Source organism: Moritella sp. 28 (assembly GCF_018219435.1).
Taxonomy (GTDB): domain Bacteria; phylum Pseudomonadota; class Gammaproteobacteria; order Enterobacterales; family Moritellaceae; genus Moritella.
Map to the genome: position 1 here is coordinate 358,759 of NZ_CP056121.1, position 23,504 is coordinate 382,262.

The 23,504-nt window shown below is 40.6% G+C and carries 23 protein-coding genes; 7 read left to right on the plus strand and 16 right to left on the minus strand.

The window, feature by feature from the left end; translation table 11 throughout:
* Positions 1 to 129: 129 nt before the first annotated feature.
* Positions 130 to 1,047 (plus strand): glutaminase B, encoded by a 918-nt coding sequence (gene glsB, locus HWV02_RS01675; protein WP_211673795.1) that lies wholly within the window; start codon positions 130 to 132, stop codon positions 1,045 to 1,047.
* A 185-nt stretch (positions 1,048 to 1,232) separates the two neighbouring features.
* Here the strand turns inward: glsB and hemW are convergent, their stop codons facing one another.
* From hemW to HWV02_RS01705, 6 genes are all read right to left on the minus strand, one after another.
* Positions 1,233 to 2,369: a radical SAM family heme chaperone HemW gene (gene hemW / locus HWV02_RS01680; protein ID WP_211675605.1), complete on the minus strand. Its 1,137-nt coding sequence runs from the start codon at positions 2,367 to 2,369 to the stop codon at positions 1,233 to 1,235.
* Between the two features lie 50 nt (positions 2,370 to 2,419).
* Positions 2,420 to 3,034 carry an XTP/dITP diphosphatase gene (locus HWV02_RS01685; protein WP_211689538.1) on the minus strand — a complete coding sequence of 205 codons (615 nt, stop codon included), beginning with the start codon at positions 3,032 to 3,034 and terminating at the stop codon, positions 2,420 to 2,422.
* A gap of 135 nt (positions 3,035 to 3,169) precedes the next feature.
* Complete coding sequence (locus HWV02_RS01690; protein ID WP_211678205.1) at positions 3,170 to 3,598, minus strand: DUF4426 domain-containing protein; 429 nt, start codon at positions 3,596 to 3,598, stop codon at positions 3,170 to 3,172.
* A gap of 117 nt (positions 3,599 to 3,715) precedes the next feature.
* A complete protein-coding gene (locus HWV02_RS01695) occupies positions 3,716 to 4,261 on the minus strand; it encodes a YggT family protein (protein ID WP_211689539.1) in 546 nt (181 codons plus the stop codon).
* Between the two features lie 52 nt (positions 4,262 to 4,313).
* Entirely contained in the window at positions 4,314 to 5,141 is an 828-nt protein-coding gene (gene proC, locus HWV02_RS01700; protein WP_211689540.1) for a pyrroline-5-carboxylate reductase, read from the minus strand.
* 56 nt (positions 5,142 to 5,197) lie between these two features.
* Complete coding sequence (locus HWV02_RS01705; protein WP_211689541.1) at positions 5,198 to 5,893, minus strand: YggS family pyridoxal phosphate-dependent enzyme; 696 nt, start codon at positions 5,891 to 5,893, stop codon at positions 5,198 to 5,200.
* A 30-nt stretch (positions 5,894 to 5,923) separates the two neighbouring features.
* Between HWV02_RS01705 and HWV02_RS01710 the strand changes: the two genes are divergently transcribed.
* The 3 genes from HWV02_RS01710 to yaaA all read left to right on the plus strand — a co-directional run bounded on the left by HWV02_RS01710 (position 5,924) and on the right by yaaA (position 8,928).
* Positions 5,924 to 6,958 (plus strand): type IV pilus twitching motility protein PilT, encoded by a 1,035-nt coding sequence (locus tag HWV02_RS01710; RefSeq protein ID WP_211678209.1) that lies wholly within the window; start codon positions 5,924 to 5,926, stop codon positions 6,956 to 6,958.
* An 11-nt stretch (positions 6,959 to 6,969) separates the two neighbouring features.
* Positions 6,970 to 8,085, plus strand: a complete 1,116-nt coding sequence (locus HWV02_RS01715; RefSeq protein WP_304610881.1) for a PilT/PilU family type 4a pilus ATPase — start codon at positions 6,970 to 6,972, stop codon at positions 8,083 to 8,085.
* A 63-nt stretch (positions 8,086 to 8,148) separates the two neighbouring features.
* Entirely contained in the window at positions 8,149 to 8,928 is a 780-nt protein-coding gene (yaaA, locus tag HWV02_RS01720; protein ID WP_211678210.1) for a peroxide stress protein YaaA, read from the plus strand.
* A 155-nt stretch (positions 8,929 to 9,083) separates the two neighbouring features.
* On the opposite strand, the gene HWV02_RS01725 is transcribed toward yaaA, so the two are convergent.
* From HWV02_RS01725 to HWV02_RS01735, 3 genes are all read right to left on the minus strand, one after another.
* Positions 9,084 to 9,731, minus strand: coding sequence for a TIGR04211 family SH3 domain-containing protein (locus tag HWV02_RS01725; protein ID WP_211689542.1), 648 nt, complete (start codon positions 9,729 to 9,731; stop codon positions 9,084 to 9,086).
* Positions 9,732 to 9,890: 159 nt separating this feature from the next.
* Complete coding sequence (locus tag HWV02_RS01730; RefSeq protein ID WP_211678212.1) at positions 9,891 to 11,165, minus strand: inorganic phosphate transporter; 1,275 nt, start codon at positions 11,163 to 11,165, stop codon at positions 9,891 to 9,893.
* Positions 11,166 to 11,188: 23 nt separating this feature from the next.
* On the minus strand, positions 11,189 to 11,869 hold the full coding sequence (locus tag HWV02_RS01735; protein ID WP_211678213.1) for a TIGR00153 family protein: 681 nt from the start codon (positions 11,867 to 11,869) through the stop codon (positions 11,189 to 11,191).
* A 276-nt stretch (positions 11,870 to 12,145) separates the two neighbouring features.
* Between HWV02_RS01735 and HWV02_RS01740 the strand changes: the two genes are divergently transcribed.
* Positions 12,146 to 13,639: an inorganic triphosphatase gene (locus tag HWV02_RS01740; RefSeq protein WP_211678214.1), complete on the plus strand. Its 1,494-nt coding sequence runs from the start codon at positions 12,146 to 12,148 to the stop codon at positions 13,637 to 13,639.
* A 67-nt stretch (positions 13,640 to 13,706) separates the two neighbouring features.
* Here the strand turns inward: HWV02_RS01740 and HWV02_RS01745 are convergent, their stop codons facing one another.
* The 5 genes from HWV02_RS01745 to HWV02_RS01765 form a co-directional block, all read right to left on the minus strand.
* Positions 13,707 to 14,027 (minus strand): hypothetical protein, encoded by a 321-nt coding sequence (locus HWV02_RS01745; RefSeq protein ID WP_045112025.1) that lies wholly within the window; start codon positions 14,025 to 14,027, stop codon positions 13,707 to 13,709.
* Positions 14,028 to 14,050: 23 nt separating this feature from the next.
* The gene (locus HWV02_RS01750; RefSeq protein WP_255550580.1) at positions 14,051 to 14,695 is read right to left on the minus strand and encodes a hypothetical protein; all 645 of its coding nucleotides are present in this window, start codon (positions 14,693 to 14,695) and stop codon (positions 14,051 to 14,053) included.
* Positions 14,696 to 14,819: 124 nt separating this feature from the next.
* Positions 14,820 to 15,512, minus strand: coding sequence for a PspA/IM30 family protein (locus tag HWV02_RS01755; RefSeq protein ID WP_211678216.1), 693 nt, complete (start codon positions 15,510 to 15,512; stop codon positions 14,820 to 14,822).
* A 23-nt stretch (positions 15,513 to 15,535) separates the two neighbouring features.
* Positions 15,536 to 15,949, minus strand: coding sequence for a YjfI family protein (locus tag HWV02_RS01760; RefSeq protein WP_211678217.1), 414 nt, complete (start codon positions 15,947 to 15,949; stop codon positions 15,536 to 15,538).
* Positions 15,950 to 16,102: 153 nt separating this feature from the next.
* Complete coding sequence (locus HWV02_RS01765) at positions 16,103 to 16,999, minus strand: DUF350 domain-containing protein (protein ID WP_211678218.1); 897 nt, start codon at positions 16,997 to 16,999, stop codon at positions 16,103 to 16,105.
* Between the two features lie 178 nt (positions 17,000 to 17,177).
* Between HWV02_RS01765 and glnE the strand changes: the two genes are divergently transcribed.
* Complete coding sequence (gene glnE / locus HWV02_RS01770; RefSeq protein WP_211678219.1) at positions 17,178 to 20,042, plus strand: bifunctional [glutamate--ammonia ligase]-adenylyl-L-tyrosine phosphorylase/[glutamate--ammonia-ligase] adenylyltransferase; 2,865 nt, start codon at positions 17,178 to 17,180, stop codon at positions 20,040 to 20,042.
* Between the two features lie 81 nt (positions 20,043 to 20,123).
* Here the strand turns inward: glnE and lpxL are convergent, their stop codons facing one another.
* Positions 20,124 to 21,080: an LpxL/LpxP family Kdo(2)-lipid IV(A) lauroyl/palmitoleoyl acyltransferase gene (gene lpxL / locus HWV02_RS01775; protein WP_211678220.1), complete on the minus strand. Its 957-nt coding sequence runs from the start codon at positions 21,078 to 21,080 to the stop codon at positions 20,124 to 20,126.
* Positions 21,081 to 21,235: 155 nt separating this feature from the next.
* Positions 21,236 to 22,573 carry a TolC family outer membrane protein gene (locus HWV02_RS01780; protein WP_211678221.1) on the minus strand — a complete coding sequence of 446 codons (1,338 nt, stop codon included), beginning with the start codon at positions 22,571 to 22,573 and terminating at the stop codon, positions 21,236 to 21,238.
* A gap of 281 nt (positions 22,574 to 22,854) precedes the next feature.
* Between HWV02_RS01780 and nudF the strand changes: the two genes are divergently transcribed.
* Complete coding sequence (gene nudF / locus HWV02_RS01785; protein ID WP_211678222.1) at positions 22,855 to 23,490, plus strand: ADP-ribose diphosphatase; 636 nt, start codon at positions 22,855 to 22,857, stop codon at positions 23,488 to 23,490.
* The last annotated feature ends 14 nt before the right edge of the window (positions 23,491 to 23,504 follow it).

The window sequence follows — 23,504 nt, forward strand, 5'->3', positions numbered from 1 at the left end:
TCAGATATATCTCCTTAAACGGTCGGTTATTTGTTGTCTTATTTCTACGCACAGACAATTTCCCTTTTCTTTCATTTTGTTCCCGCTTATCTACAGCACATCGAACACTGCATTTAAAATAGGTTATCTATGCTCTCTAACGCATCTTTAGAAGAACTGCTCGACGAAATACGCCCGTTAATTGGCGAAGGCCATGTTGCCGATTATATACCTGCATTGGCCAATGTGAATCCCAATCAATTGGGAATTGCTGTGTGTATGGCTAACGGTGATGTATTTACAGCGGGTGATGCAGATATACGTTTTTCAATTCAAAGTATTTCGAAAGTATTTGCATTGACTGCGGCATTAACGCGTTTTTCTGAAGATGAGTTATGGACAAGGGTTGGGCGTGAACCTTCTGGGCAAGCATATAATTCACTTATTCAATTAGAGTTTGAAAAAGGAAAACCGCGTAATCCGTTTATTAATGCTGGCGCATTGGTGGTGGCTGATATGTTGCAAAGTCGCCTTTCTGCACCGAAACAACGGATGTTGGAATTACTCCGGAAACTGGCCAACTCGACTGATATCTATATTGATTATGACGTAGCAGATTCTGAATTTGAACACATGGCACGTAATGCCGCTATTGCTTATTTGATGAAATCACACGGCAACTTTAGTAATCATGTCGAAACGGTATTACAGAGCTATTTTAGCTATTGTGCGATTAATATGAATTGCGTGGAATTGGCCACGGCATTTTCATTTTTAGCGAAAAAAGGTATACCTTGTCATCGCAACAAGAGCTTGGTTAGTGAGCGTTGTACTCGCCGCTTAAATGCGTTACTGGCGACATGTGGTTTATATGATGAATCTGGTGACTTTGCTTTCCGGGTTGGTATGCCTGCAAAAAGTGGGGTTGGCGGTGGTATTGCTGCTGTTATTCCTGGGAAATTATCGGTTTGTGTGTGGTCGCCAGAACTGAATGAATCGGGTAATTCATTAGCGGGTACAGCATTGTTAGAATTGTTTAGTGAGCGTTTTGGTCATTCTATTTTCTAACGATCACGGTTGCTCGTGGGTGGCTGTTATTTATTGAATTCGGTGATTGAAAAAAAGTAGTTAAATCTAAGTGATTAAAAATAGTAAAAGGGGCGCAATAATTAATTATTGCACCCCTTTTTATTTTCTAGGTACTACATGTGATTTCTACTGCTGCGAGGATTACCGCAAAGGCTAATAGCCAATTAAATAAACAGATCGAATAAGCTGTTTAGATAACGATGGCCAAGTTTGGTCACTTGCCAATGGGTTTCGGTTTCAGTCAGTAAACCTTTCTTCACCGCGGCATTAATCTGCTCACTAATCGTGGATAGTGGTAATCCAGTAAAGTCACAAAAGTCCTGCTTGGGTGTTGCTTCGATTAAGCGAAAGCGATTCATGAAGAACTCAAAGGGCAGTTCGTCTTGAGCTACAACATGTTCATTGTCTAAAAAGGCTTTGTCAGCGTCCATATAACCGCGTGGATGCTTTACTTTACTGCGGCGGACTATCTGACCTGTTTCTGGTTCCGTAAGCTTACCGTGAGCACCACAGCCAATGCCGATATAATCACCAAAACGCCAATAGTTTAAATTGTGCTGGCACTGCTTTCCAGCTTTCGCATAGCCTGATATTTCATATTGCTCATAACCGGCTTCACTTAGCAACGCATGACCTTGTTCAAAAATATCCCAGAGGATATCTTCGTCGGGCAAGGTTGGTGGTTTAGAGTAAAACTGGGTGTTTTGCTCAATGGTTAATTGATACCAAGACAGATGATAAGGCGCTAATTCGACCGCTTTATTTAAGTCATATAAGGCATCATTCAGATCTTGATGTGGTAGGCCATGCATCAGGTCCAAATTGAATGAGTTTAGCGCTGATTCGGTAGCAATGTTGGCAGCGCGGATCGCTTCATCTGGATCGTGAATCCGACCCAATAGATTGAGTTTTTCGGCTTGCAAACTTTGCACACCTATTGAAATTCGATTTATCCCCGCGGCTACATAACCGTGAAAACGATCAGCTTCAACCGTACCTGGATTCGCTTCCATGGTGATCTCAATATTTTCGCTAAACGGGATCATAGCTTCAATACCGTTAAGTATTTTGGCAATCCCTTCTGAACTGATCAAGCTCGGTGTACCGCCGCCAATAAAAATCGAGTGCAAAGAACGCTGGAATACGCGGGGTAACTCACAGCGCAGATCCGCTAGCAAGTCTTGAATATATTCGTCTTCCGGGATCTTTCCCTTCTGGGTATGTGAGTTGAAATCACAATACGGACACTTTTGAACACACCAAGGAATATGCACATATAAACTCAACGGCGGTAGTCGCATTGGCAGTGTTGTTACTGTATTGGTTGTAGTCGTCATCATGGTATCGGTCATTATTTTACAGCTAATCGGGTTTGTTGTTCATGCATTGCCGCTAACAACTTGGTTAACGCTTGGCCGCGATGGCTCAGTTCACTTTTACGTTGTTTAGTCAGTTCTGCTGATGTGCAGCCTTCCGATTCAACAAAGAAAATAGGATCGTAACCAAAACCATCTTCACCACTTGGTTGTTCAGTAATAACGCCATCCCAGCTGCCGTGACAGACTAACGGCGTCGGATCTTCAGCATGGGTCATGTAGACCAATACACAATGGAAGCGTGCAGTACGTTGCGCCGTTGGAACACCTTTAAGAGCATCTAATAGTTTAAGCAAGTTATCGCGATCACTGGCATCAACACCGGCATAACGTGCAGAGTAAATCCCCGGTACGCCTTGCAACGCATCAACAGCTAGACCTGAATCATCTGCGATAGCTGGTAGGCCAGTTAATGCAGCCGCGTGTTTCGCTTTGATGATGGCATTTTCAATAAAGGTGGTGCCGGTCTCATCAGCGTCGATAATATTGAAATTACTTTGTGGCAGTACTTCCAGACCAAATTCAGCAAGCAGTGCTGACATTTCACGAACTTTACCTAGATTACCAGTAGCGAGAACAACTTTAGACATGGTGCGCCTTATTATCTGTTAAAAGAGAATGATTTATTAAAAAGAGAGTTATTTATTAAAAAAGAGTAAGTGAATTTAAAATGGGCATATCACATTGAAATCAGGTTATACAGGATCACCGAACACTGATAAAGCCTAATCCACATAAAATTTTTGCTGGAATTTTAGTTCTTGTGTTTGGTTTCCGCTGGTTAATGTCACCTTGATACGGTAAGTTTCTTCGTTACGATGTGGTACTTCCGCAATGTAGTAAATCGCGTCTTGTTCACGTATTTCACGCACCTCTAATTCGCGGATATTACCGAGTAAATTACGTGCCGTCACTGTCATTGTCACCGCCTGCGCTTTTAGGGTATCGCTATCAAGCACTGAAATATTGATAATACCTAAGTAGTTACTACGGTCTATATCATAATCCAATGCGATGTCAGAGGTTAAAAATGTGCTTGGGAAAGCAATGTAATGCACATCCCAATTGCCAAGTTTTTGCATTTGTTCTGCATTGGCTGCCGCAGAGACGAGTAAGGTTATAGAGAGTAATAAAGATTTAAATAATGCTGGCATGTTGGCTCCGAAATTAAATTTGAGCAAATAGGATATGTATAGGATATAAATAGTATAGCTAACTTGAATGGATAAATATCAATGCAAGGCTTTTCCCTGCATTGATATTGGTTTTATTTAGAACGGTAGACCGGTGAGATCACCAATTAAAATTTGTAAAAATTGTAGACCTAAAATAGCAACTAGCATTGATAAGTCAAGACCACCAATTGCTGGTATAAAACGACGAATTGGCGCTAAAATTGGCTCACTTAGCTGTGACAGCACGTTTTCAACAGGACTGTTGCCTTGGCTAACCCAGCTTAAAATAGCACGTAAGATTAATACGTAGAATACTAAGCTGAAGCATTGCTTAACAAGTTTGATAGCAGCTAAGATTAATACATCTTGGATAGGCGCTACAGCACCCGTTTGTAGACCGAATAAGGTGTAAATCATCGCACAGGCTACTGCATAAGCAAATATTACTGAAGCGAGATCTAAGCCTCCTAAGCTTGGGATTACGCGACGTAATGGTCCGACAACAGGTTGTGTGGCTTTAACAATAAATTGGCTCATTGGATTGTAAAAATCAGCTCGGGCCATTTGTAACCATACACGTAGTAGTATGATAAGAATGTATGTTTCAAATAAGATACTGACCAAAAAGTTAGCCGCGTTCATAAATTACCCTTCAAGTTAATTGGTTGTGAGTTAATTGTTCGTTGGTTAATCGTTAAAATAGTTTTTGCATTTCTTCAGCGCGAGAAACAGCTGCTTGCATTGCTTTATTGACAGTTCCGCGTAGGTTTTGTTCTTCAAAAGTACGAATTGCTTCAGCTGTCGTACCACCTTTAGAGGTGACATTTTTGCGTAATGTGGCTAAATCAATGTGTGGATTTTGAATGACTAATTCGGCCGAACCTGCCGCCGCTTGCTGGACTAATTCTCTTGCTTGTTGCTGGCTGAATCCCATGCCGATAATGCTTTCTTGCATTGCTTCCATGAATAGGAAAAAATAAGCTGGAGAACTGCCTGTTGCGGCAATAATGGTATTTAAATCAGCTTCATTATCTACCCAGCAGGTTTTACCTACAGCCATCATGACCTGGTCTATGGTTTTGATATCGTTATCAGATACTTCTGGTGATGGGAACAAACCCGTCATGCCTTTTTGTACTAAGGCTGGTGTATTTGGCATCGACCGTACAATCGGTTGATTGTCAGCTAATAAACTTTGTAAACGCTCGACCGTTACGCCGGCTGCCACAGAGACAAATAATTTACCTCGGTAATTGGCACTTTGTTCTGCAAGGTGAGAGCAAACATCCGCCATTAATTGCGGTTTTACCGCCAGGATAATGATATCTGCCGCGGCCACTGCAGCGTGATTGTCTTGCGTGGTATTAATCGAAAATTTTTCTGCTAATACATCTAATCGAGTGCGTGTCGGACTTGCTGCATAAATTAACTCTGCAGGATAACCATCTGTGATCATACCGCCGATAAGGCTGCTTGCCATATTCCCTGCACCAATAAAGGCGATTTTTTTATTCATGATCATTACAGTTTAATTCCTTATACTTGCTCGTTACTGTTTAATTCCATAAAACGGAGTGATCAGCCGCGTGCGCCAAAAATGGCTGTGCCAACACGTACCATGTTACTACCTTGCGCAATCGCAAGTTCCATATCGTTGGTCATACCCATTGATAAAGTGTCTATTTGGTTATATTGGTGCTGAAGTGATAAATACAACGATTCAAGCTGGTTAAATTGTGATTTAAGCTTATCGAGATCATCGGTTTTTTCTGGAATCGCCATGATCCCGCGTAATACCAAGTTTGGTAAATTAGCGACTTGTTCCGCTAACTGTCGTGCTTGTTGCAAATCAGCACCAGACTTGCTGTCTTCGGCACTGATATTAATTTGAATACAAACGTTTAATTTTTCCATCTCTGCTGGACGTTGATCATTGAGTCGTTGCGCCACTTTTAAACGGTCGATACTTTGAACCCAATCAAAATGCTCAGCAATTGGACGCGTCTTATTCGATTGAATTGGACCAATAAAATGCCATTCGATATCGTCATAATTACTGTCTTGCTGTAGATGAGTAATTTTTTCTATGGCCTCTTGCAGGTAGTTTTCACCAAATTTACGTTGTCCGAGTGCGTAAACTGCCATCACTTGTTCGACGGGTTTGGTTTTACTTACTGCAAGCAGGCTAATTTCACACCTTTTTTTGCAAGATGTGCTTGCCGCATTTTCAATTTGAGTTAGAACCTGTTGTAATCGTGTTGATATACTATTCATAATGTTACTTGCAATGAGGTTAAAAAGAATATGGATGTTACAGAGTTACTTACATTTAGTGTAAAGCATAACGCATCAGATCTACACCTTTCTTCGGGTGTTCCTCCGATGATTCGTGTGGACGGTGATGTACGTAAAATCAATTTACCTGCTTTTGACGCAAAACAAGTACATGCGCTAATTTATGACATTATGGATGATAAACAGCGTAAAGACTATGAAGAACATTTGGAAGTCGATTTTTCTTTTGAAATTAATAACGTTGCTCGTTTTCGTGTGAATGCATTTAATCAACATCGTGGTCCAGCCGCAACGTTTCGTACTATTCCAAGTGAAATTAAAAGCATGGCAGAATTAAGTGTGCCAGATATTTTCCATGATTTGGTGGAACTGCCACGTGGTTTAGTATTAGTGACCGGACCAACGGGATCTGGTAAGTCAACGACACTGGCTGCGATGGTTGATCATATTAACGAGCATCAGCATAAACATATTCTGACAATCGAAGATCCGATTGAATTTGTACATCAAAATAAAAAAAGCTTAATTAATCAGCGTGAAGTATTTCGGGATACCAAGAGCTTTAATGCCGCATTACGGTCTGCATTACGTGAAGATCCCGATATTATTTTGGTCGGTGAAATGCGTGATTTAGAAACCATCCGTTTGGCATTAACCGCCGCTGAAACGGGGCATTTGGTCTTTGGTACTTTGCATACTACCTCGGCAGCAAAAACCATTGACCGTATTGTTGATGTATTCCCAGGGCAAGAGAAGGATATGGTTCGTTCGATGCTGTCGGAATCATTACGTGCGGTAATTTCCCAGACATTATTAAAACGTACCGGTGGCGGTCGAGTTGCGGCACATGAAATCATGCTTGGTACACCAGCTATTCGTAATTTGATCCGTGAGGATAAAGTTGCGCAGATGTATTCCGTGATCCAAACGGGTATGATGCATGGCATGCAAACATTAGATCAGTCGTTACGTGAATTGGTTAATATGGGTATTGTCACGAGCGAAGAAGCGCGCATTCGAGCTGTTGATCAACAAAGTTTTTAAGGATTAATAACATGGGGATGCTACCACAACTCTTTAGTGCGATGAAAAAGCTTACTGGTTCTGACATGTATATTTCGGCGGGTATTGCACCCACAGTGAAAGTACATGGCTCATTACGTGCGCTCTCGGAACATAAATTAACGGCTGAGCAATCATTAGCATTGGTGAAAGAAGCCATGTCTGAGGATGAATATGCTTCTTTTTGCCGTACCAAAGAATCTAATTTCGGTATTTTCATGCCGGATATTGGTCGTTTCCGTGTCAGCGCATTTTGGCAATTAGAAAAAGCGGGCATGGTGATCCGTCGTATTGAAACCGATATACCTGCAATGGATGAGTTACACTTGCCACCAATATTAAAACACACAGCGCTAGAGAAGCGTGGTTTAGTGTTGGTTGTTGGGGCGACGGGTTCTGGTAAATCAACCACGCAAGCAGCCATGGTGGGTTATCGTAACCAAAACTCATCAGGTCATATCTTAACGATTGAAGATCCGATTGAGTTTGTCCATGAACATGGTAGTTGTATTGTTACTCAGCGTGAAGTAGGAATTGATACCGAGTCTTTTGAAGATGCGCTGAAGAGCTCATTACGTCAAGCGCCAGATGTGATCTTGATTGGTGAAATCCGCTCGCAAGAAACGATGGAGTTTGCCTTGGCGTTTGCGGAAACGGGGCATTTATGTATGGCAACGCTGCATGCAACTAATGCCAATCAGGCTATCGATCGTATTTTGCACTTAGTACCAAAAGAAAAGCATGCTCAGTTGTTATATGATTTGTCACTAAATTTAAAAGCCATTGTGGCGCAGCAATTAATCCCAGTACAAGGTGGTTCAAGCCGGCGTGGTGCATTTGAAATTTTATTGAATACACCTTTGGTCAGTGAATTGATCCGCAAAAATGAACTGCATAAAATTAAAGAAGTGATGACAAAATCGGGCGAGCTGGGAATGCAAACCTTCGATCAAGCGTTACTAGCACTTTATAATACCAATATGATTAGTTATACCGAGGCTTTACATCATGCTGACTCGCCAAATGATTTACGCTTAATGATTAAGTTAAATCAAGGCCAAGCAGGCAGTGATAGTATGCTTGACGGGGTGACGATTGAAGCTTTGTAATGACGGGCTATAAAATTCATCGCAATATAATAAACATCAGTTTAAGAAAAGTAAGGAAGAGTTATGTTAATCGTGGTATCACCGGCTAAAACACTCGATTTTGAGACGCCGTCTATAACTGAGCAGTATAGCCAAGCTGACTTAACTGTACATTCGGCAGAATTGATTGATGTTTGTCGTCAATTAACGCCAATGGATTTGTCTTCATTAATGAAAATTAGTGATAAGTTGGCTGGACTAAATGTTGCCCGCTTTACTGAATGGTCAGCAGAGTTTACACCCGACAACGCTAAACAAGCTGTATTTGCCTTTAAAGGTGATGTTTATACGGGTTTAGACGCAGAAACTTTTAGTGATGTTGATATGGCGTTTGCGCAGCAACATTTCCGTATTTTATCTGGTTTATATGGTTTGTTACGACCGCTTGATCTGATTAAAGCATACCGCTTAGAAATGGGCACTAAGCTTGCCAATGGACGTGGTACTAACTTGTATCAGTTCTGGGGCGATATCATCACAGATAAAGTCAATGAAACGCTCGCTGCACAAGGCGATAAAGTGTTAATTAACTTAGCGTCAAATGAGTACTTTAAAGCGGTGCAAAAGAAGCGCTTAAAAGGACAGGTGATTACACCAGTATTTAAAGACTGCAAAGCGGGTAAATTCAAGATCATTAGTTTTTATGCTAAAAAAGCACGTGGCTTAATGGCGCGGTACATTATTGAGAATCAATTAACTGATGTATCACAGTTAACGGCGTTTGATACTGATGGTTATTACTATTGTGATGCCGAATCAACGGATATTGAATTGGTGTTTAAGCGTGATGAAATCTTTAAATAACGAGATAGCATAATATAACCATATTTAATTTCGGTCATGGTTATAAATTAGCGTTAATAAAAAAGGATATTCATATGAATATCCTTTTTTGTATCTGGCAATTAGCGGTGTAGTTCGTGCATCAGACTGAGTACCGCGTCAGGCAACTTACCGAATTAGTCCCAGCCGTTATTTTTCTTTCGACGGAAGCTGATTGATGGGATGATTAACCCAGCAATTAAGCCCGCAGCAAGAATTAATGCACCTAAAATGATGAAACGATGTTGCGCATCTTCTTCTTTGGTATCTAGGCGTGCTGATAATTGTTCATTCTCTTCACGTAAACGTACCGCTTCTGCCGTTAACGCGGTATTTTCAGCGGTTAATGACGCAATATTGTTAGTTTGTGTTGCAATATCAGCTTCTTTACTGACGAGCTCATCACGGTTCGCATTTGTTAACTCTGCCATTGCCGCCGAGTTTTTATTGTTTATCTTTGCCAACGCGTCTTTGGTTTTTTCCAGTTCAGCTTGTAGCTTTGGTGTACGTACTTTTAAACTTACCTGGCGAGAAAGTGATTTACCGTCAATCCAAGCTGTTTTGTTTTTGCTGGTGGTGATCTGTGCAAAATTAGCATTTGCATCGGTTTGTAAGTAGGTTACAGCTTCACCGGCTTTTATCGTACCAATAATACGATACTGAGTGCCCGGACCTGAATGCATAAATATAGACACGTCATCGCTAATATAACGTGTTTCTTTTGCCATACTCGATAAGCTAACGAGTGTTAACAATGATGCTAAAATGAGTTGTTTAATCTTCACAAGTTGTCCTGTAGACGAAATATTCTGATAGGCATAATAAATATAAAATCGAATTTCGACAAGCCTCAGATGATGTTTTCCCACCATAAAATAGAAATTTAGTGGATTAAAAAAAAAGCCATCAAAAAATTGATGGCTTTTTCATAATTCTATAATCAATTACAGGACAAAGATCGCCTCTAAAATCTTGTAGAAGATAATTGCGAGTATGGCACCCGCTGGCAGTGTGACAACCCAAGATACTACGATCGTTCTGACTACATTGAGATTCAGTGCCGCAATACCACGAGCCATACCTACGCCTAGCACAGCCCCTACGAGTGTTTGTGTTGTCGAGATAGGTAAACCTGAACCTGAGGCAATAACTACCGTTGTCGCTGTCGCTAGCTGCGCTGCAAAACCACGGCTTGGTGTTAATTCTGTAATACCAGTACCGATAGTAGACATCACCTTATGACCCATTGTTGCTAGACCAACTACGATGCCAAAACCACCGAGTGGTAAAATCCACCACGCTAGCGCTGCTTTTTCAGCAATTTGGCCGCCGTTTTGTACAATTGATACAACCGCAGCTAATGGACCAATCGCATTGGCTACATCGTTAGAGCCGTGGGCAAATGCCATTGCACAAGCAGTAATGATCATTAAGATACCAAACACTTTTTCTACATTTGAGAAATGCATGTCTTTGTCATTGCTTGGGCTGTAATTTTGTTTGCTGATGTAAATGGCGCCAGCAATAGCAACCAGTAGACTGACTACTGTCGAAGCAACTAAAGCTTCAGTTGTAGTTAAATGTAAGCCTACATGTTTTAGACCTTTTTTAATTGTAACCATTGCAATAACAAATGTTGTTAAAGCCATATAGAAAGGCACGTAACGTTTAGCATTAGCAAGTGGATCTTTGGTATCAAATATGAGTTTCTGAATACTCATAAAAGTGACGTAAGCGATGAGCCCAGAGAGTATTGGTGTGACAACCCAGCTGCCTACGATACCACCTGCCTTACCCCACTGTACGGCTTCAGGCCCCACGCTGACTAGTGCAAAACCAACAATAGCACCCACGATTGAGTGAGTTGTTGATACCGGCCAGCCAAAAATTGATGCGATCATTAACCAGGTGCCTGCTGCGAGTAGTGCGGCGATCATACCAAATGCTAATGCATCTGGGCGGCCTTGCTCTTTAAATACAGCAAGGTCAACAATACCTTTACGAACGGTATCGGTTACTTCTCCACCGGCTAAATAAGCCCCAGCAAATTCAAAAATGATAGCGATAAAGATCGCTTGTTTTACGGTTAGTGATTTGGTACCGACAGAGGTCCCCATCGCATTTGCTACGTCATTGGCACCAATGCCCCATGCCATATAAAGGCCAAAAGCAGCCGCCATAAACAGTAGATAAGGACCGTATGCTTGAATGATTTCCATTATTTATATACCTATTAGTGATCTTAATTACGCGCTAGCATTAGTTCGAGACGTGCGCCAACAGTTTCAGCTTGGTCCGCTAATCCGCCAACCCATTCTAAGATTTTGTAAAGGAACATAACATCAATTGGATTGTAGTCACTTTCAATTTTACGCAGTTTTTGACGAAGTACGATTTGCATTGAATCAGTATCATCTTCGATACAATCGAGTTCGTTGATCATATTTTCAACAAGATCAACTTCACGACCTTTAAAGCCTGTTTCTAGTAACTCATCGAGTTCATTAATGGCTTTTTTAGCCTGCGCGGTTGCATCAATACAACGTTTTAGGTACCGCGTGAAATCATCAGCGATTTCTACTGGCAGTTGTAGATTCCGACCGATGACACGACCAGCAATATCTTTCGCACGATTAGCGATCTTATCTTGCTGAGTCAGTAGGTCTAACATATCGGTACGATCGACAGGCATAAAGATACCGCGTGGTAGCTTTAAGCGGATTTCACGTTTTAATACATCAGCATCTCGTTCACATTGTGAGATCTGTTGGCGGATAGTTTCCGCTTTATTCCAATCTTGTTGCGTAGTCGCAGCAAAAAATGGCACAAGTAATTCACAAGTCTCATGCACTTTCGTGATGTGTTCTTGTAACGGGGTAATCGGAGACTTAGCAAAAAGTCCTAAAATTGTATTTACTGGCATAGCCATAATCCATGTATGTGACAATAAGTTGACACTTTTGAAGATGTCGGGAATGTTAAACCACTCTCACGAGTTTGCAATATAAAAATTGCCTTATTAGTGATTGAATGAGACCAAAATCAATATATTTTTGTTTTTATAGGAAATCTTATTCGCAAATTAAAGATTTAACCTTAGACAGGTTTTAAAATAATTGGTAAATTTTATACTTTAAAGTGTTAGATATTCTGTTGTATCTGACATTATTTTTATCGTTTATGAGTCTAGCGAGGCCGGATGAGTACGGAAGTTGAAATAAAATTTGTTGCTAAACCACAGGTTAAATCCCAATTAGTCGTGTTATTAGCGGACTATGTGATAATCGAGCAGGCTGTTAAGCCTTTATCTAATACTTATTTTGATACAACGACATCCCAATTTCGTCAGTTTGATTTTGGTTTGCGCACACGTAAAAGTTTAAATTTTGCTGAGCAAACCATTAAGACCGCAGGTATTGTCCGTGGTGGATTACATCAGCGTCCAGAATATAATTTACCATTACAAGGCGATTTTCCGACTTTAGGTGATTTCCCGACTGAAATTTGGCCCGAAAATACCGACGTTGATCAGTTACAAATGGATCTAGTGGATTTATTCACCACTGATTTTGAACGTACTATGTGGCATGTCAAGCTGCCGAATGAAGCGGAAATCGAAGTGGTTTTCGATCAGGGCATGGCGCGCAGTGGCGAACAAAGCTATCCGATTTGTGAAATTGAATTGGAATTAGTATGCGGCGATATTGCTGATCTATTTTCGTTAGCGCAGCAGATCACGCAACTGGGTAATGTACGTTTGGGTAATGTCAGTAAAGCTAAACGAGGTTATCAACTTGCAGGTTTATATACGCCTAAAATTAAACCGTTGGCGCTAAAAATGCCAGTATTAGAAACTGAAAACTTAGGGGATATATTTTTAACGACATTGACTCAAAGTTATGCACATTGGCAACATCATGAGCAACAGTATTTAGAAACCCAAAATATTAATGCCTTGGTTGAAGTTGTGTCTGCGGTAGCGTTGATCCAACAAACGCTACTCAGTTATGCACATATACTGCCTGAAATCGCGCTAAAGCAAACAGAATTGGTTTGGTTACAGCAGCAGTTATCGGCGGTAGGTAGTGCGTCACAGTTAAAGCAAGCGATGACCAATAATAGACAGTTTATTCGTAAGTTCCCTGAATATAAACGTATTACCAAGGAATTACAGGCATTACAACAGAGTTATATTGATTTTACGGACATTGAAACGCTATTTAATACATCAAGATACGCCAGCATTATGTTATCCGTTAGCCAGTTACTGAACCAAGGTTTAAGCAGCGTAAAGCTTGATAGTGCCAATGTTCTTGCGTTTGCTAATACGCATTTAGAAGCCAGTTGGCAGAGCGTACTGGACTCGTCATTGTCTGCGCCACAACTCGATGCCGATGCGTACTTACTATTACATGCGAAATTGAAGCAAAATTTATTAATCGGGCATTGTTTTAGCCACCATTATTCAACAGAGAAGCGTGATAAATTCCGCTTACCTTGGCAGGATATATTACAGGGTATTGATGATTTAGCGGTATTGCAGATACTCATGGGGGTTGCAAAACAACAGCCGGAAGCAATTGCTAAACAAATCGAAAAGGTGTTAGTGCGTAAACAATGTTCGTTATTGGATGCATTAGAGCAAACTCGCCATCAAGCATTAACGATGCGGCCGTATTGGTTGGAAGGATAAAAATATACAATCAGTGGCTGCCAATGTCACTGATTGTTACTCATTTGTTCGCTATATAATCGTGCTATTAATTTGAAAACCTGACAAGATCTTCAATGACTAATTTCTTAATTTCTAACTGTTGCTCTGGTTGTAAACCATATTTTTCAGCCAGCTCGATATAGTCTTGGTTATTTAAAGATACGGTTAAACGAGGCCTTTTTGGTCGTTTATTAATAGTTAAACCGAGAATATCCCGGATCTGTTCTGACGGGCTTAAATTATTATCTAATGCTGCTTTCCGGATCTTGTATTGGATTTTTTCATCCATATCGAATGCGACTTGCACTGCTTTCATCGCTTTTTGTGATGATTGCCATCTTTCCGGTAATTCACGTGATTTAACCATCTTCAATCTGCCTTGTACTGTGTTTATGCTATTGGCCAGTATCCTGTAATACTGTCATTACCAAGCTGTACGGTCAAGTACACGTCAGTGTCGCCGTTATTAAGTACCATTATATCGATTAACTTACTTTCTTTGGCATCATGTAAATGATAAAACTCAAATTGCTGACCTGGGTTTTCATCGGCATATTGTGAAGGTGCTGCTGTTCTGAAGTCTGTTCTATGGTGATAACCAACGGTGGCGATATCTTGCTGGTAATAACGGTCAGCGTGCCAGTCTCCTAACGATACCGGTTGTTCAGTACTTAACTCGGTAAAGCCTTCTTCGAATACGTCACTAAATAATTCTAAATCAAATAATTGTGAGACTTCTTCGCGAGTAAGCTCTAAGCTTAACTGGAAATTGTTCTGGTCGTAGCCAGGTAATGATAACCAAACATAGGTTTGTTGCTCGCCTTGTAGCTTAAAGCGCGGGTAATGTTGGTGCTCAAATTCAAGTGTCTCAATTGCAATAACTTCAAATTTTTGTCGGCGTACTTCAGTCGGTAAAGTAAAGCTGTCACTAAACTCGATGATATCACCAATAATTAACTTACTGACGTGGTTGAGTTCGCGGGCTGGGCTTTCTGGTGCAGATTTTTTAAATAAATTTTTGAAGAAACTCATCATGGATCCTAAAGTATTAAGCTATTGGCATATTAAGATATAGCAGAATGACAAATAGGAACAGCACGTGTTATCACGATGACTGCTCCTATTGGGGCTTATTTCACTAATCGATTAGTCGTTAAACTTAGCTATTTTGCTTGGCTTTTAAGCGATCTAGTACCGAATTAGCGTTACTTTGCTGCTGGCCAATACCCGCTTCCGCAAGTTTTGCTTTTAATGATTGGTCGCTGCCTTCAGCTTGTAGCTCATCAGCTGCAAGCATACGATCATCAAAGTCTTGCTGTTTTTGCTTAATGCGTTCTAACGAATCTTTCGCACTGAGTAGTTTTGAATTACTTGCACTAAAGTTGTCAGTGATAGCTGATGTTGCTTTTTGCACGCTATCTGTAGTCTTCACCATTGTTAATTGGCGCTGATGCTCTGCCAATTGACGCTCACTTTTCTTGACTAAATCTTTTAGCTTTGCAGCGCTGCTCGTGAAGCTATCTAAATTTTGCTGTTGTTCGATAACTTGTTGCTCTAGCTGGGCAATCTTTTCAGCTACTTCTAATGCTAGGGCTTCGTTACCGGCATTTAATGCTTGTACAGCATAACCTTCGTGTTCAGTTAAGTTGGCTTTTACACGCTCTAGCTCACGGCCTGATTGCATTTGTTTTGCCATTACATCCGTTAAATTACGTTTAGCATTGGTTAAATGGGTTTGGGCGTCACGAATTTCTTGTTCAAAGATACGCATTGAGTTGGCATCAACGATGCCTTCACCTACTTCACGGGCGCCACCACGGATCGCGGTCATAATCTTCTTAAAAATGCTCATAAACTTCTCCTCAGAAGTAGGGGTTAAACTAAATAATCTGATAATTCAGTAATTACTTCGAGACTGTTATCACTTAATACTACGAGTTCATGCTCTACATCAGCAATAGTTGATTGTACTGATAATGCGCCGTATACCACATACATATCATCAATTTTAGCGAATGATGACAACGGCATTGGGATGTTAAGTTCTAACATCGCTTCTAGCATTTCGACACGTTTTTCTGTTTTAACTTCGTTTTCGCCCCATAGATAAGCAATACAAAGAACTTGCTCATCAGTGACAGAAACAAAAATTGGAATTTCTTCACGACCTTCAACGTCGACACGTAGTACATCAACATCACCGGGAATTGGTGTACAGTCAAATTTATAGCCTGTGTCAGACTTGTCGCCAAGATCATTAAGATAATTTGCAATATTATGTATGTTCATCTTGTTCCTTTTTTGACATATTATGTCTAAGTGAGATTAACTTTAAGCCCCTAGACATAATATGTCAAGTGGCGTGAAACTTATTTATTGTATTTTATATATTCGCGGTATCTTATTTTGTCCGATAAGTGACCGTAAAGTTCATTGTCGAGATTAAATTAATAACGCTGTGAGGATCAAGGCAATAGAGAGGTTGATTGCCATGTCCATTGTCGCGACACCTATGTTATTTTGTAGGTCAACTTCTTTATTAATATCCACGCCATTAAGAATTAATTTTTTAGCTATGATAGCGAGAATAGTAAAAGCCGTTAGCATGACCAAGCTAAACAGCATCCAAGAACCTAAGGTGGTCATGAGATTGGCGGTATCGTAATAAATATAGTTACTGGCTATCGTCACTGCTATCGCGACACCAATCAGGTAACCCCCGTGGCGCACGGCAACGGCAATATTATTGTCGGTAAAGGCTTGTTGCATGGTGGTACCAAGATTACCACGTGAATAACGGTGCTCACGGTAGCGGGTCATGAGTAACATTAGTGTTTGGGAGATCAAGAAACCGCTAAATATAGCGATAAAGGTGATGACTTCTAACCCTTCAGCCCAGATTAATGTTGAACGAATAATGATTGCGGTGGCAATTGAGGCGCAGGCATCTACAATCGCTACCGCAACATTACGCTGCGCTATTTCAGTATTTTTATCGAGTTGATTGAGCGATACTCGATCATGGATCCAACGGCCAAGTTTAATTAATACCAGTCCTGCTAAGCCGTACAGGCTCATGCCTAATATTTCGATTGGTAGGGTAGCGGCTTTTTCGCCTGTGATGGCTCCAGAAAGTACGATACCTAAGCCAAGGATGGCTCCAGCTAAACTAATACCAAAAGCAAAATTGTCCCGCTTGGCTAATTCATCGGTGGTATCTATGTTATCTAGGGCACCGGTGAAAAACCGCATTGCAGAGAGTAGGGCGAGAGCGATTATGAGGTCAACAATTAAAAATAGTAACAGATCCGACGATAAGAGCGTTTCAAAAACAGACATTAAAGGTTACCTTCTTTTACGATTTTAGCTGCCATAATTCCCCTACTAATGATAAATTTACTAGGTTAATTTATATCGGTAAGTAATAGCATGTAAGACATGGTGTGTCTATATCTCTATTCTTAATATAAATTGTTGAATTAATTGGATCACAAGCCTAATTATATGGATGTCGTTTATGAGTACTGAAGGTCAAATTGTTGATGTATTAGCGGATACTGGTCGGGTTTATTGGCAACGTTGGTGCGAGCGTAACAAGAGTGATTTAACCCTGTTGTCCGCAGAGCAGATAGCTCAAAGCCAGCGGGTTTTTTCGTTAAGTGATTTTATTGCTGAAAGTTGTATTAATAATACCGATCTATTACGTGATATTTGGCAATCAGGCTTACTCACTCAATCATCACGCACAGCGCTGGTGGAAGCGCAATTAGCCACTCAGCTTGCGGCCTGTGATTCTGAACCTGCATTACTGCGTACTATTCGTCAATTTCGCCGTTTTCATATGTGTATTATCGCGTGGCGAGAGTTATTACAAGTTGCAACGCTGAGTGAAAGTTTAACCCATACTTCTCACCTTGCTGACTGTTTAATTGAAGGTGCTCTAGAGTGGTTATATCAACTGCAATGTAAAGAGCAAGGTACACCCGTTAATCACGAGGGCATTAAGCAGCAGTTGGTCATATTAGCTATGGGGAAATTAGGCGGCGGTGAACTCAATTTCTCATCTGATATTGATCTTATTTTTACGTATCCAGAAACGGGTGAAACTGTTGGTGCGGGACGTACTGTTGTGAATCAGAAATTCTTCCAACGTTTAGGTCAACGGTTAATTGCGGCATTACATCAAGTCACCGCCGATGGTTTTGCTTACCGCGTGGATATGCGTTTGCGTCCGTTTGGTGATTCAGGCCCTTTAGTCATGAGCTTTAACGCATTTGAAGAATATTACCAAAACCAAGGCCGAGATTGGGAACGCTATGCCATGGTGAAAGCCCGTGCTTTGGGTGGTAATGCAGAAACCAGAGTCGAATTGGAAAAAATGCTACGCCCGTTTATCTATCGTCGTTATGTCGATTTTAGTGCGATTGATGCCCTGCGTAATATGAAGGCTATGATTAAAGCCGAAGTGCGTCGTAAAGGTTTGAAAGACAATATTAAGCTGGGTAGTGGTGGGATTCGTGAAGTGGAGTTCGTGGCACAAACTTTCCAACTTATTCGAGGAGGGCGAGAGCCGATATTACAAATTAAGTCGTTGTTAGCGACGCTTAAAGTCTTGCAGTCGCTGGGTGAAATATCAGCAGAAAGCTATACCGTGCTCACCGAAAGTTATTGTTGTTTACGCCAAGTAGAAAATATTCTGCAACAAATTAATGATGCGCAAACCCAAACGTTACCGCAATCAGAATTGGATCGTAGCCGTTTAATCAGCGTGTTAGGTTATGCTGACTGGAATAGCTTTTATATTTATATCAATCAAGTAATGGCGAATATTCATCGTGAGTTCAGTCAGGTGATTGGTGGCGACGACGATGATAATGAAGAATCACAACCTGCGTTAGATTTATGGCATTTAGAGCTCTCAACAGACGAAGCAATAACGTTGCTTGCAGAATATGGTTTGTTAGAACAAGATGCGCAGAATTTTGTTCGAGATTTAAATCATTTTAAAACTGATTACGAACGCAAAACAGTAGGTCCTAGGGGTCGACAAACGATTGAAAAATTATTACCTAAACTGTTATTTTCGATCTTAAAATCGGATGATCCTGTTGCGTTATTACCGCGTATTATTGCCTTGTTATGCAAAATTTTAAACCGTACTGCTTATTTAGAATTGTTAGCCGAGAATGACTTAGCATTAACACAGTTATTACGCTTGTGTGGGGCAAGTTCGATGGTGGCAAAACAGCTGTCGAGTCACCCGATACTATTAGATGAGCTGTTGGTGCCATCGCACCTGTATCACCCAACGCCATTGCATGAATATCGTAGTGAGTTGCGCCAATTTATGCTGCGTATTCCTGAAGAAGATCACGAACAGCAATTAGAAGCGCTACGCCAATATAAACAGACTCAATTGTTACGTATTGCGGCTGCGGATATTGGTGGTGAGTTAGCTTTAATGAAGGTGAGTGACCATCTAACATGGTTGGCGGAGGCCGTGATTGATAATGTGGTCAATCTAGCTTGGCAACAATTAGAAGAGAAACATGGCGTTCCCCACAATGTGGTTGAAAGCGGTGAAAAAGGGTTTGCTGTTGTCGCCTATGGCAAGCTTGGTGGTATCGAGTTAGGTTATGGTTCGGACTTAGATCTGGTGTTTATTCATAATTGTGAAGCCGCAGGCGTGACCAACGGTGCAAAAGAGATCGATAGCCGTCAATTTTATTTACGATTAGCACAACGTATTATTCATATCTTTAGTACGCGTACTAACACTGGCATTTTGTATGACGTAGATATGCGTTTACGCCCATCGGGTAGCTCTGGAGTACTTGCTTGTCCGGTATCTCGATTCTTGGATTATCAATGTAAAGAAGCGTGGACCTGGGAGCATCAATCGTTAGTGCGTACCCGTATCGTCTATGGCGATAAGTTGATTCAAAGTCGTTTCACTGAGGTTAAACGTAGTATTATAGCCAAACCTCGTGATACCACAGAACTGAAAAAACAAGTGGTCGAAATGCGTTTGAAAATGCGTGAGCATTTGTTAAAAACCAATGCTGATCAGTTTGATATAAAGCAGTCAGAGGGCGGCATTACCGATATCGAATTCATGATGCAGTATATTGTATTGAATTATGCTGCGCAGATGCCGAAAATCCAACTCTGGCCTGATAATGTCCGTATTATTAGTCGTTGCGTATCTGAAGGACTCATTACTGAGGAGTTGGGAACTAGCTTAACCGCAAGCTATTGCCAAATGCGTGATGAAATCCATCGACTTAATTTATTAGGCAAGAAAGGTGTTGTTGCGAATAGTGAATTTGTTGTACAACGTAAAGTTGTTACTGATTACTGGCAACAGTTGTTTGCACTGTAGTTAAATAAAAAATCCTATTGATACTTATATTACAGTGTTTTATCAATAGGATTTTATTTGTTTATTTTGTTATGTAACCAATTATTTATACAAGCTCGGCTCACCTTCCGGACGCGTTTTAAAGCGACGATGCAGCCACATGTATTGTGGTACTTGCTCTAAAATAGATTTTTCACATTCTTTATTGCAGATCGTGGCATCTTTAACTTCGTCGCCCGTTGGGAAGTTCTCTAATGATGCGCGAATGGTTAACTTATAACGACCATCTGGAAAGCGACTAGAAGACGCAGGGTAGGTTTTCGTATTATTACCTGAGGCGAAAAGCGTGGTGCCAGTAATGGTGCAGGCTTTTTCAACCGCAAAAAATGGTACAAATACGCTTCGACGAGGACCATAATCATGATCCGGCGCATACCATAATGGCTCACCTTCATCGAGTACACGTAACATGCCTTTGATATCTCGGCGGTCAAGCAAACCTTTATTTGAGAGTGTGCGACCACGGCATTGTAAGTATTCCATCAATGGGTTTTTATTCGGGCGATAGATTGCATAGGTTGGTCGTAATAAACCAAAAATACGTGCCGACATTTCCAGTGATAAAAAGTGACCTCCGAGTATTAGCATACCGTTACCGTCAGCCTTTGCTTGATCTATGTGCTCCTGACCTTCGACAACCATATTCTGCTTAATACGCCAATCTGGCCAGAACCAAGCATTGGCAGTATCAACAACCGCTAAACCAGTATATTTAAAATTCTCTTTTGCTAGGACTTTAATTTCGCTGTCAGATTTTTCTGGGAAACTTAAGGCAAGATTTTGTTGTGCTATTTTTAAACGACGGGGTAATATTTTAGCAACCAAATGGCCTAAAGCACGACCAAATATACTTTGCGCCTTATTCGGTAATAAAGAAATAAGCCATAAAAAAGTAGCTGCGAACAATAATGGCCAGTGTTTGGGATGTAAAAAACTGAGTTTGAATTTCGTGTTTTCTTTGGTGACTATCGGCTTATCGGTTTTAATTTTATCTGTCATGAAAAATTCTCATTAATACGAGTTAACTCTATTTGCATTTATAAGTGATTGATAATTAAATGTGAATAGATGCATGTTGAGCTGGTATATGCGATTTTAGATATAAAAAAGACGACTCTGGTGGGTCGCCTTATTATTCTGTATTACATTCTAACTTAGTATTTTGCTTTTAACCCAGCATTAACTAAATTCACATCTTCAGCGTTCAAGGTTCCAGCGGCTTGTTTTAACTGTAACATACTAATGATGTAGTTATAACGTGAACCGGATAATGATTGCTTCGATTGATATAAACCTTTAGTTGCATTTAACACGTCAATAATCGTACGTGTACCTACCCCAAAGCCTGCTTGAGTTGCTTCTAATGCACTTTCAGATGATTTAACCGTTTGCTCATAGGCCTTGATAGAACTTAACGCGGCCGTCACGTTGTTATAATAAGTTCTAATTTTGGTTTGTACTTCACGGCTTGCTTTGGTTAATTGTTCTTGGCTGGCTGTTACTTTATAAACGGCTTGTTTTTCTGTTGAAGTGACAGCGCCACCTGTGTATAGCGGCATGCTAAATTCGATGCCCACATTACCTGATGAAACGATATTTTCAGCGTCTGTTCCACTGTTATTATCATTGCCATAATCCGTATATTTAGAACCGGCATTTGCGACTAAGTTCAATGACATGTTATCTGCAGAGTTAGCTAGATCGACATTACCTTCTGCAATTTGCTTAGCAATACGTTGGATCTGGATTGATAAATTTTGGTTGTTGGCAGTATCTAACCAATTATCACGCTGGCCATTTGGTGCTGTTGGGCTAAAACGCGCAGTATTCAGTGGTGAAATATTAGTATGCGTTAAACCGGTTATTTCGGTTAATGACTCGTAGCTGTTGGCGAGAGTATTTTCAGCGTTAATTACTTCTGCTACTGATAAATCGAAGCTTGATTGTGCTTCTAATACGTCAGTTTTGTCGGTTAGACCCACATTGTAACGTTGGGTCGTTTGTTCTAGTTGACGTTCTACCGCGTCTTTATTACGGTTAGAAAATTCTAAGGTATCGTTGGCTCTTAATACATTAAAGTAAGCATTCGATACGCGCAAGATAAGACTTTGCAGCTCAGCTTGAACGGCAAGTTCACTTTGCTCTGCTTGTTTAGCGGCTTGACTAACATTAATGAAATTACTTTCTTCATATAATGACTGGGTCAAACGAAGACCAACCGTACTCGTTAACGCGTTACCATTAGAGGTTGTATTAGTTCGATAATCGCTTGTCATTGTGTAACCAAGGTCAGCATTTAAACCAATTTGTGGTAAGTTTGCTGCTTCTTGTTCAGTAATTCTTTCTAGTGCTGCATCGCGATTTGCTTGCGCTTCTAAATATAGTGGATCTTTGGTCAGGGCTTGTTCAAATATTTGTTGTAAATTATCTGCACTTGCTGAGTTTGCAAAAAATGCCAGACCGCAGGCTAGAAGAATCTTATTAAACTTCATTGGTGGTTACCTTAGTGTAAATAGTTGCCGTTATGAACTCGCATAACAATAAATAATGATAACTGCTTAGTCAAACTAATAATTATCCAAATAGAGATAGCTAGATTAATCGGATGTTTTTAATTTTATACTAGGTGTTATCTCGAAGCTCGAGTTTTAAACGTTGAATCAATGCCGATATGGTATTATTAGTATATTTACTAGGTATAGTGCCTAAACCCTAGTTGCCAACATGGTATTCACCGTAACTTGTCATTATCAGTATATTTTAGGATATGTAAATGAAAAGTCGAAAGTTAGAAATAAAATCCGAGTATGATGTTACGGATATTGAGATTATAAACAAGCAGCAGGTTTTTAACGGTTTTTTTAAAATAAACACCTATACCTTTAAACATAGGTTGTTTTCGGGTGATTGGAGTGGTGAAATTACGCGAGAAGTTTTTGAACGTGGTAACGCTGCTGCAGTCATACCTTATGATGCGGTGAGCGATGAAGTGGTATTAATAGAACAGATTCGCATCCCTGCGATTGAATCCAGTACGCAACCTTGGTTACTGGAGTTAGTGGCTGGTATGATAGATAAGCAAGGTGAAGACTCTGCAGAGGTGGTTAAACGCGAAGCCGAAGAAGAAGCGGGTTTAACCGTTGGCCGTTGTGATTTTATTATGCAGTTCTTCGCCAGTCCTGGTGGCACCAGTGAGGCGATAGATCTATATGTGGGCGAGGTCGATAGCAGTACTGCTGAAGGCGTTCATGGTTTAGCGTGCGAAGGTGAAGATATTCGAGTGCACGTGGTGAGCCGAGAAACTGCTTATAATATGGTGCAAACAGGGCGAATAAATAACGCGACGACTATTATTGGTATCCAGTGGTTACAATTGAATTTTGAAACATTGCAAAAGTCTTGGCTCTAGGGCTACAATGCTTT

Coding starts and splice junctions, on each gene's coding strand:
- HWV02_RS01745 (WP_045112025.1), bottom strand. CDS start 14,027: ATGGTTAAATCACGTGAATTACCGGAAAGATGGCAATCATCACAAAAA.
- HWV02_RS01715 (WP_304610881.1), top strand. CDS start 6,970: ATGGGGATGCTACCACAACTCTTTAGTGCGATGAAAAAGCTTACTGGT.
- HWV02_RS01685 (WP_211689538.1), bottom strand. CDS start 3,034: ATGTCTAAAGTTGTTCTCGCTACTGGTAATCTAGGTAAAGTTCGTGAA.
- HWV02_RS01740 (WP_211678214.1), top strand. CDS start 12,146: ATGAGTACGGAAGTTGAAATAAAATTTGTTGCTAAACCACAGGTTAAA.
- HWV02_RS01765 (WP_211678218.1), bottom strand. CDS start 16,999: ATGTCTGTTTTTGAAACGCTCTTATCGTCGGATCTGTTACTATTTTTA.
- proC (WP_211689540.1), bottom strand. CDS start 5,141: ATGATCATGAATAAAAAAATCGCCTTTATTGGTGCAGGGAATATGGCA.
- glnE (WP_211678219.1), top strand. CDS start 17,178: ATGAGTACTGAAGGTCAAATTGTTGATGTATTAGCGGATACTGGTCGG.
- HWV02_RS01730 (WP_211678212.1), bottom strand. CDS start 11,165: ATGGAAATCATTCAAGCATACGGTCCTTATCTACTGTTTATGGCGGCT.
- HWV02_RS01755 (WP_211678216.1), bottom strand. CDS start 15,512: ATGAGCATTTTTAAGAAGATTATGACCGCGATCCGTGGTGGCGCCCGT.
- HWV02_RS01695 (WP_211689539.1), bottom strand. CDS start 4,261: ATGAACGCGGCTAACTTTTTGGTCAGTATCTTATTTGAAACATACATT.
- hemW (WP_211675605.1), bottom strand. CDS start 2,369: ATGCGACTACCGCCGTTGAGTTTATATGTGCATATTCCTTGGTGTGTT.
- glsB (WP_211673795.1), top strand. CDS start 130: ATGCTCTCTAACGCATCTTTAGAAGAACTGCTCGACGAAATACGCCCG.
- HWV02_RS01760 (WP_211678217.1), bottom strand. CDS start 15,949: ATGAACATACATAATATTGCAAATTATCTTAATGATCTTGGCGACAAG.
- yaaA (WP_211678210.1), top strand. CDS start 8,149: ATGTTAATCGTGGTATCACCGGCTAAAACACTCGATTTTGAGACGCCG.
- HWV02_RS01690 (WP_211678205.1), bottom strand. CDS start 3,598: ATGCCAGCATTATTTAAATCTTTATTACTCTCTATAACCTTACTCGTC.
- lpxL (WP_211678220.1), bottom strand. CDS start 21,080: ATGACAGATAAAATTAAAACCGATAAGCCGATAGTCACCAAAGAAAAC.
- HWV02_RS01735 (WP_211678213.1), bottom strand. CDS start 11,869: ATGCCAGTAAATACAATTTTAGGACTTTTTGCTAAGTCTCCGATTACC.
- HWV02_RS01710 (WP_211678209.1), top strand. CDS start 5,924: ATGGATGTTACAGAGTTACTTACATTTAGTGTAAAGCATAACGCATCA.
- HWV02_RS01750 (WP_255550580.1), bottom strand. CDS start 14,695: ATGATGAGTTTCTTCAAAAATTTATTTAAAAAATCTGCACCAGAAAGC.
- HWV02_RS01705 (WP_211689541.1), bottom strand. CDS start 5,893: ATGAATAGTATATCAACACGATTACAACAGGTTCTAACTCAAATTGAA.
- nudF (WP_211678222.1), top strand. CDS start 22,855: ATGAAAAGTCGAAAGTTAGAAATAAAATCCGAGTATGATGTTACGGAT.
- HWV02_RS01780 (WP_211678221.1), bottom strand. CDS start 22,573: ATGAAGTTTAATAAGATTCTTCTAGCCTGCGGTCTGGCATTTTTTGCA.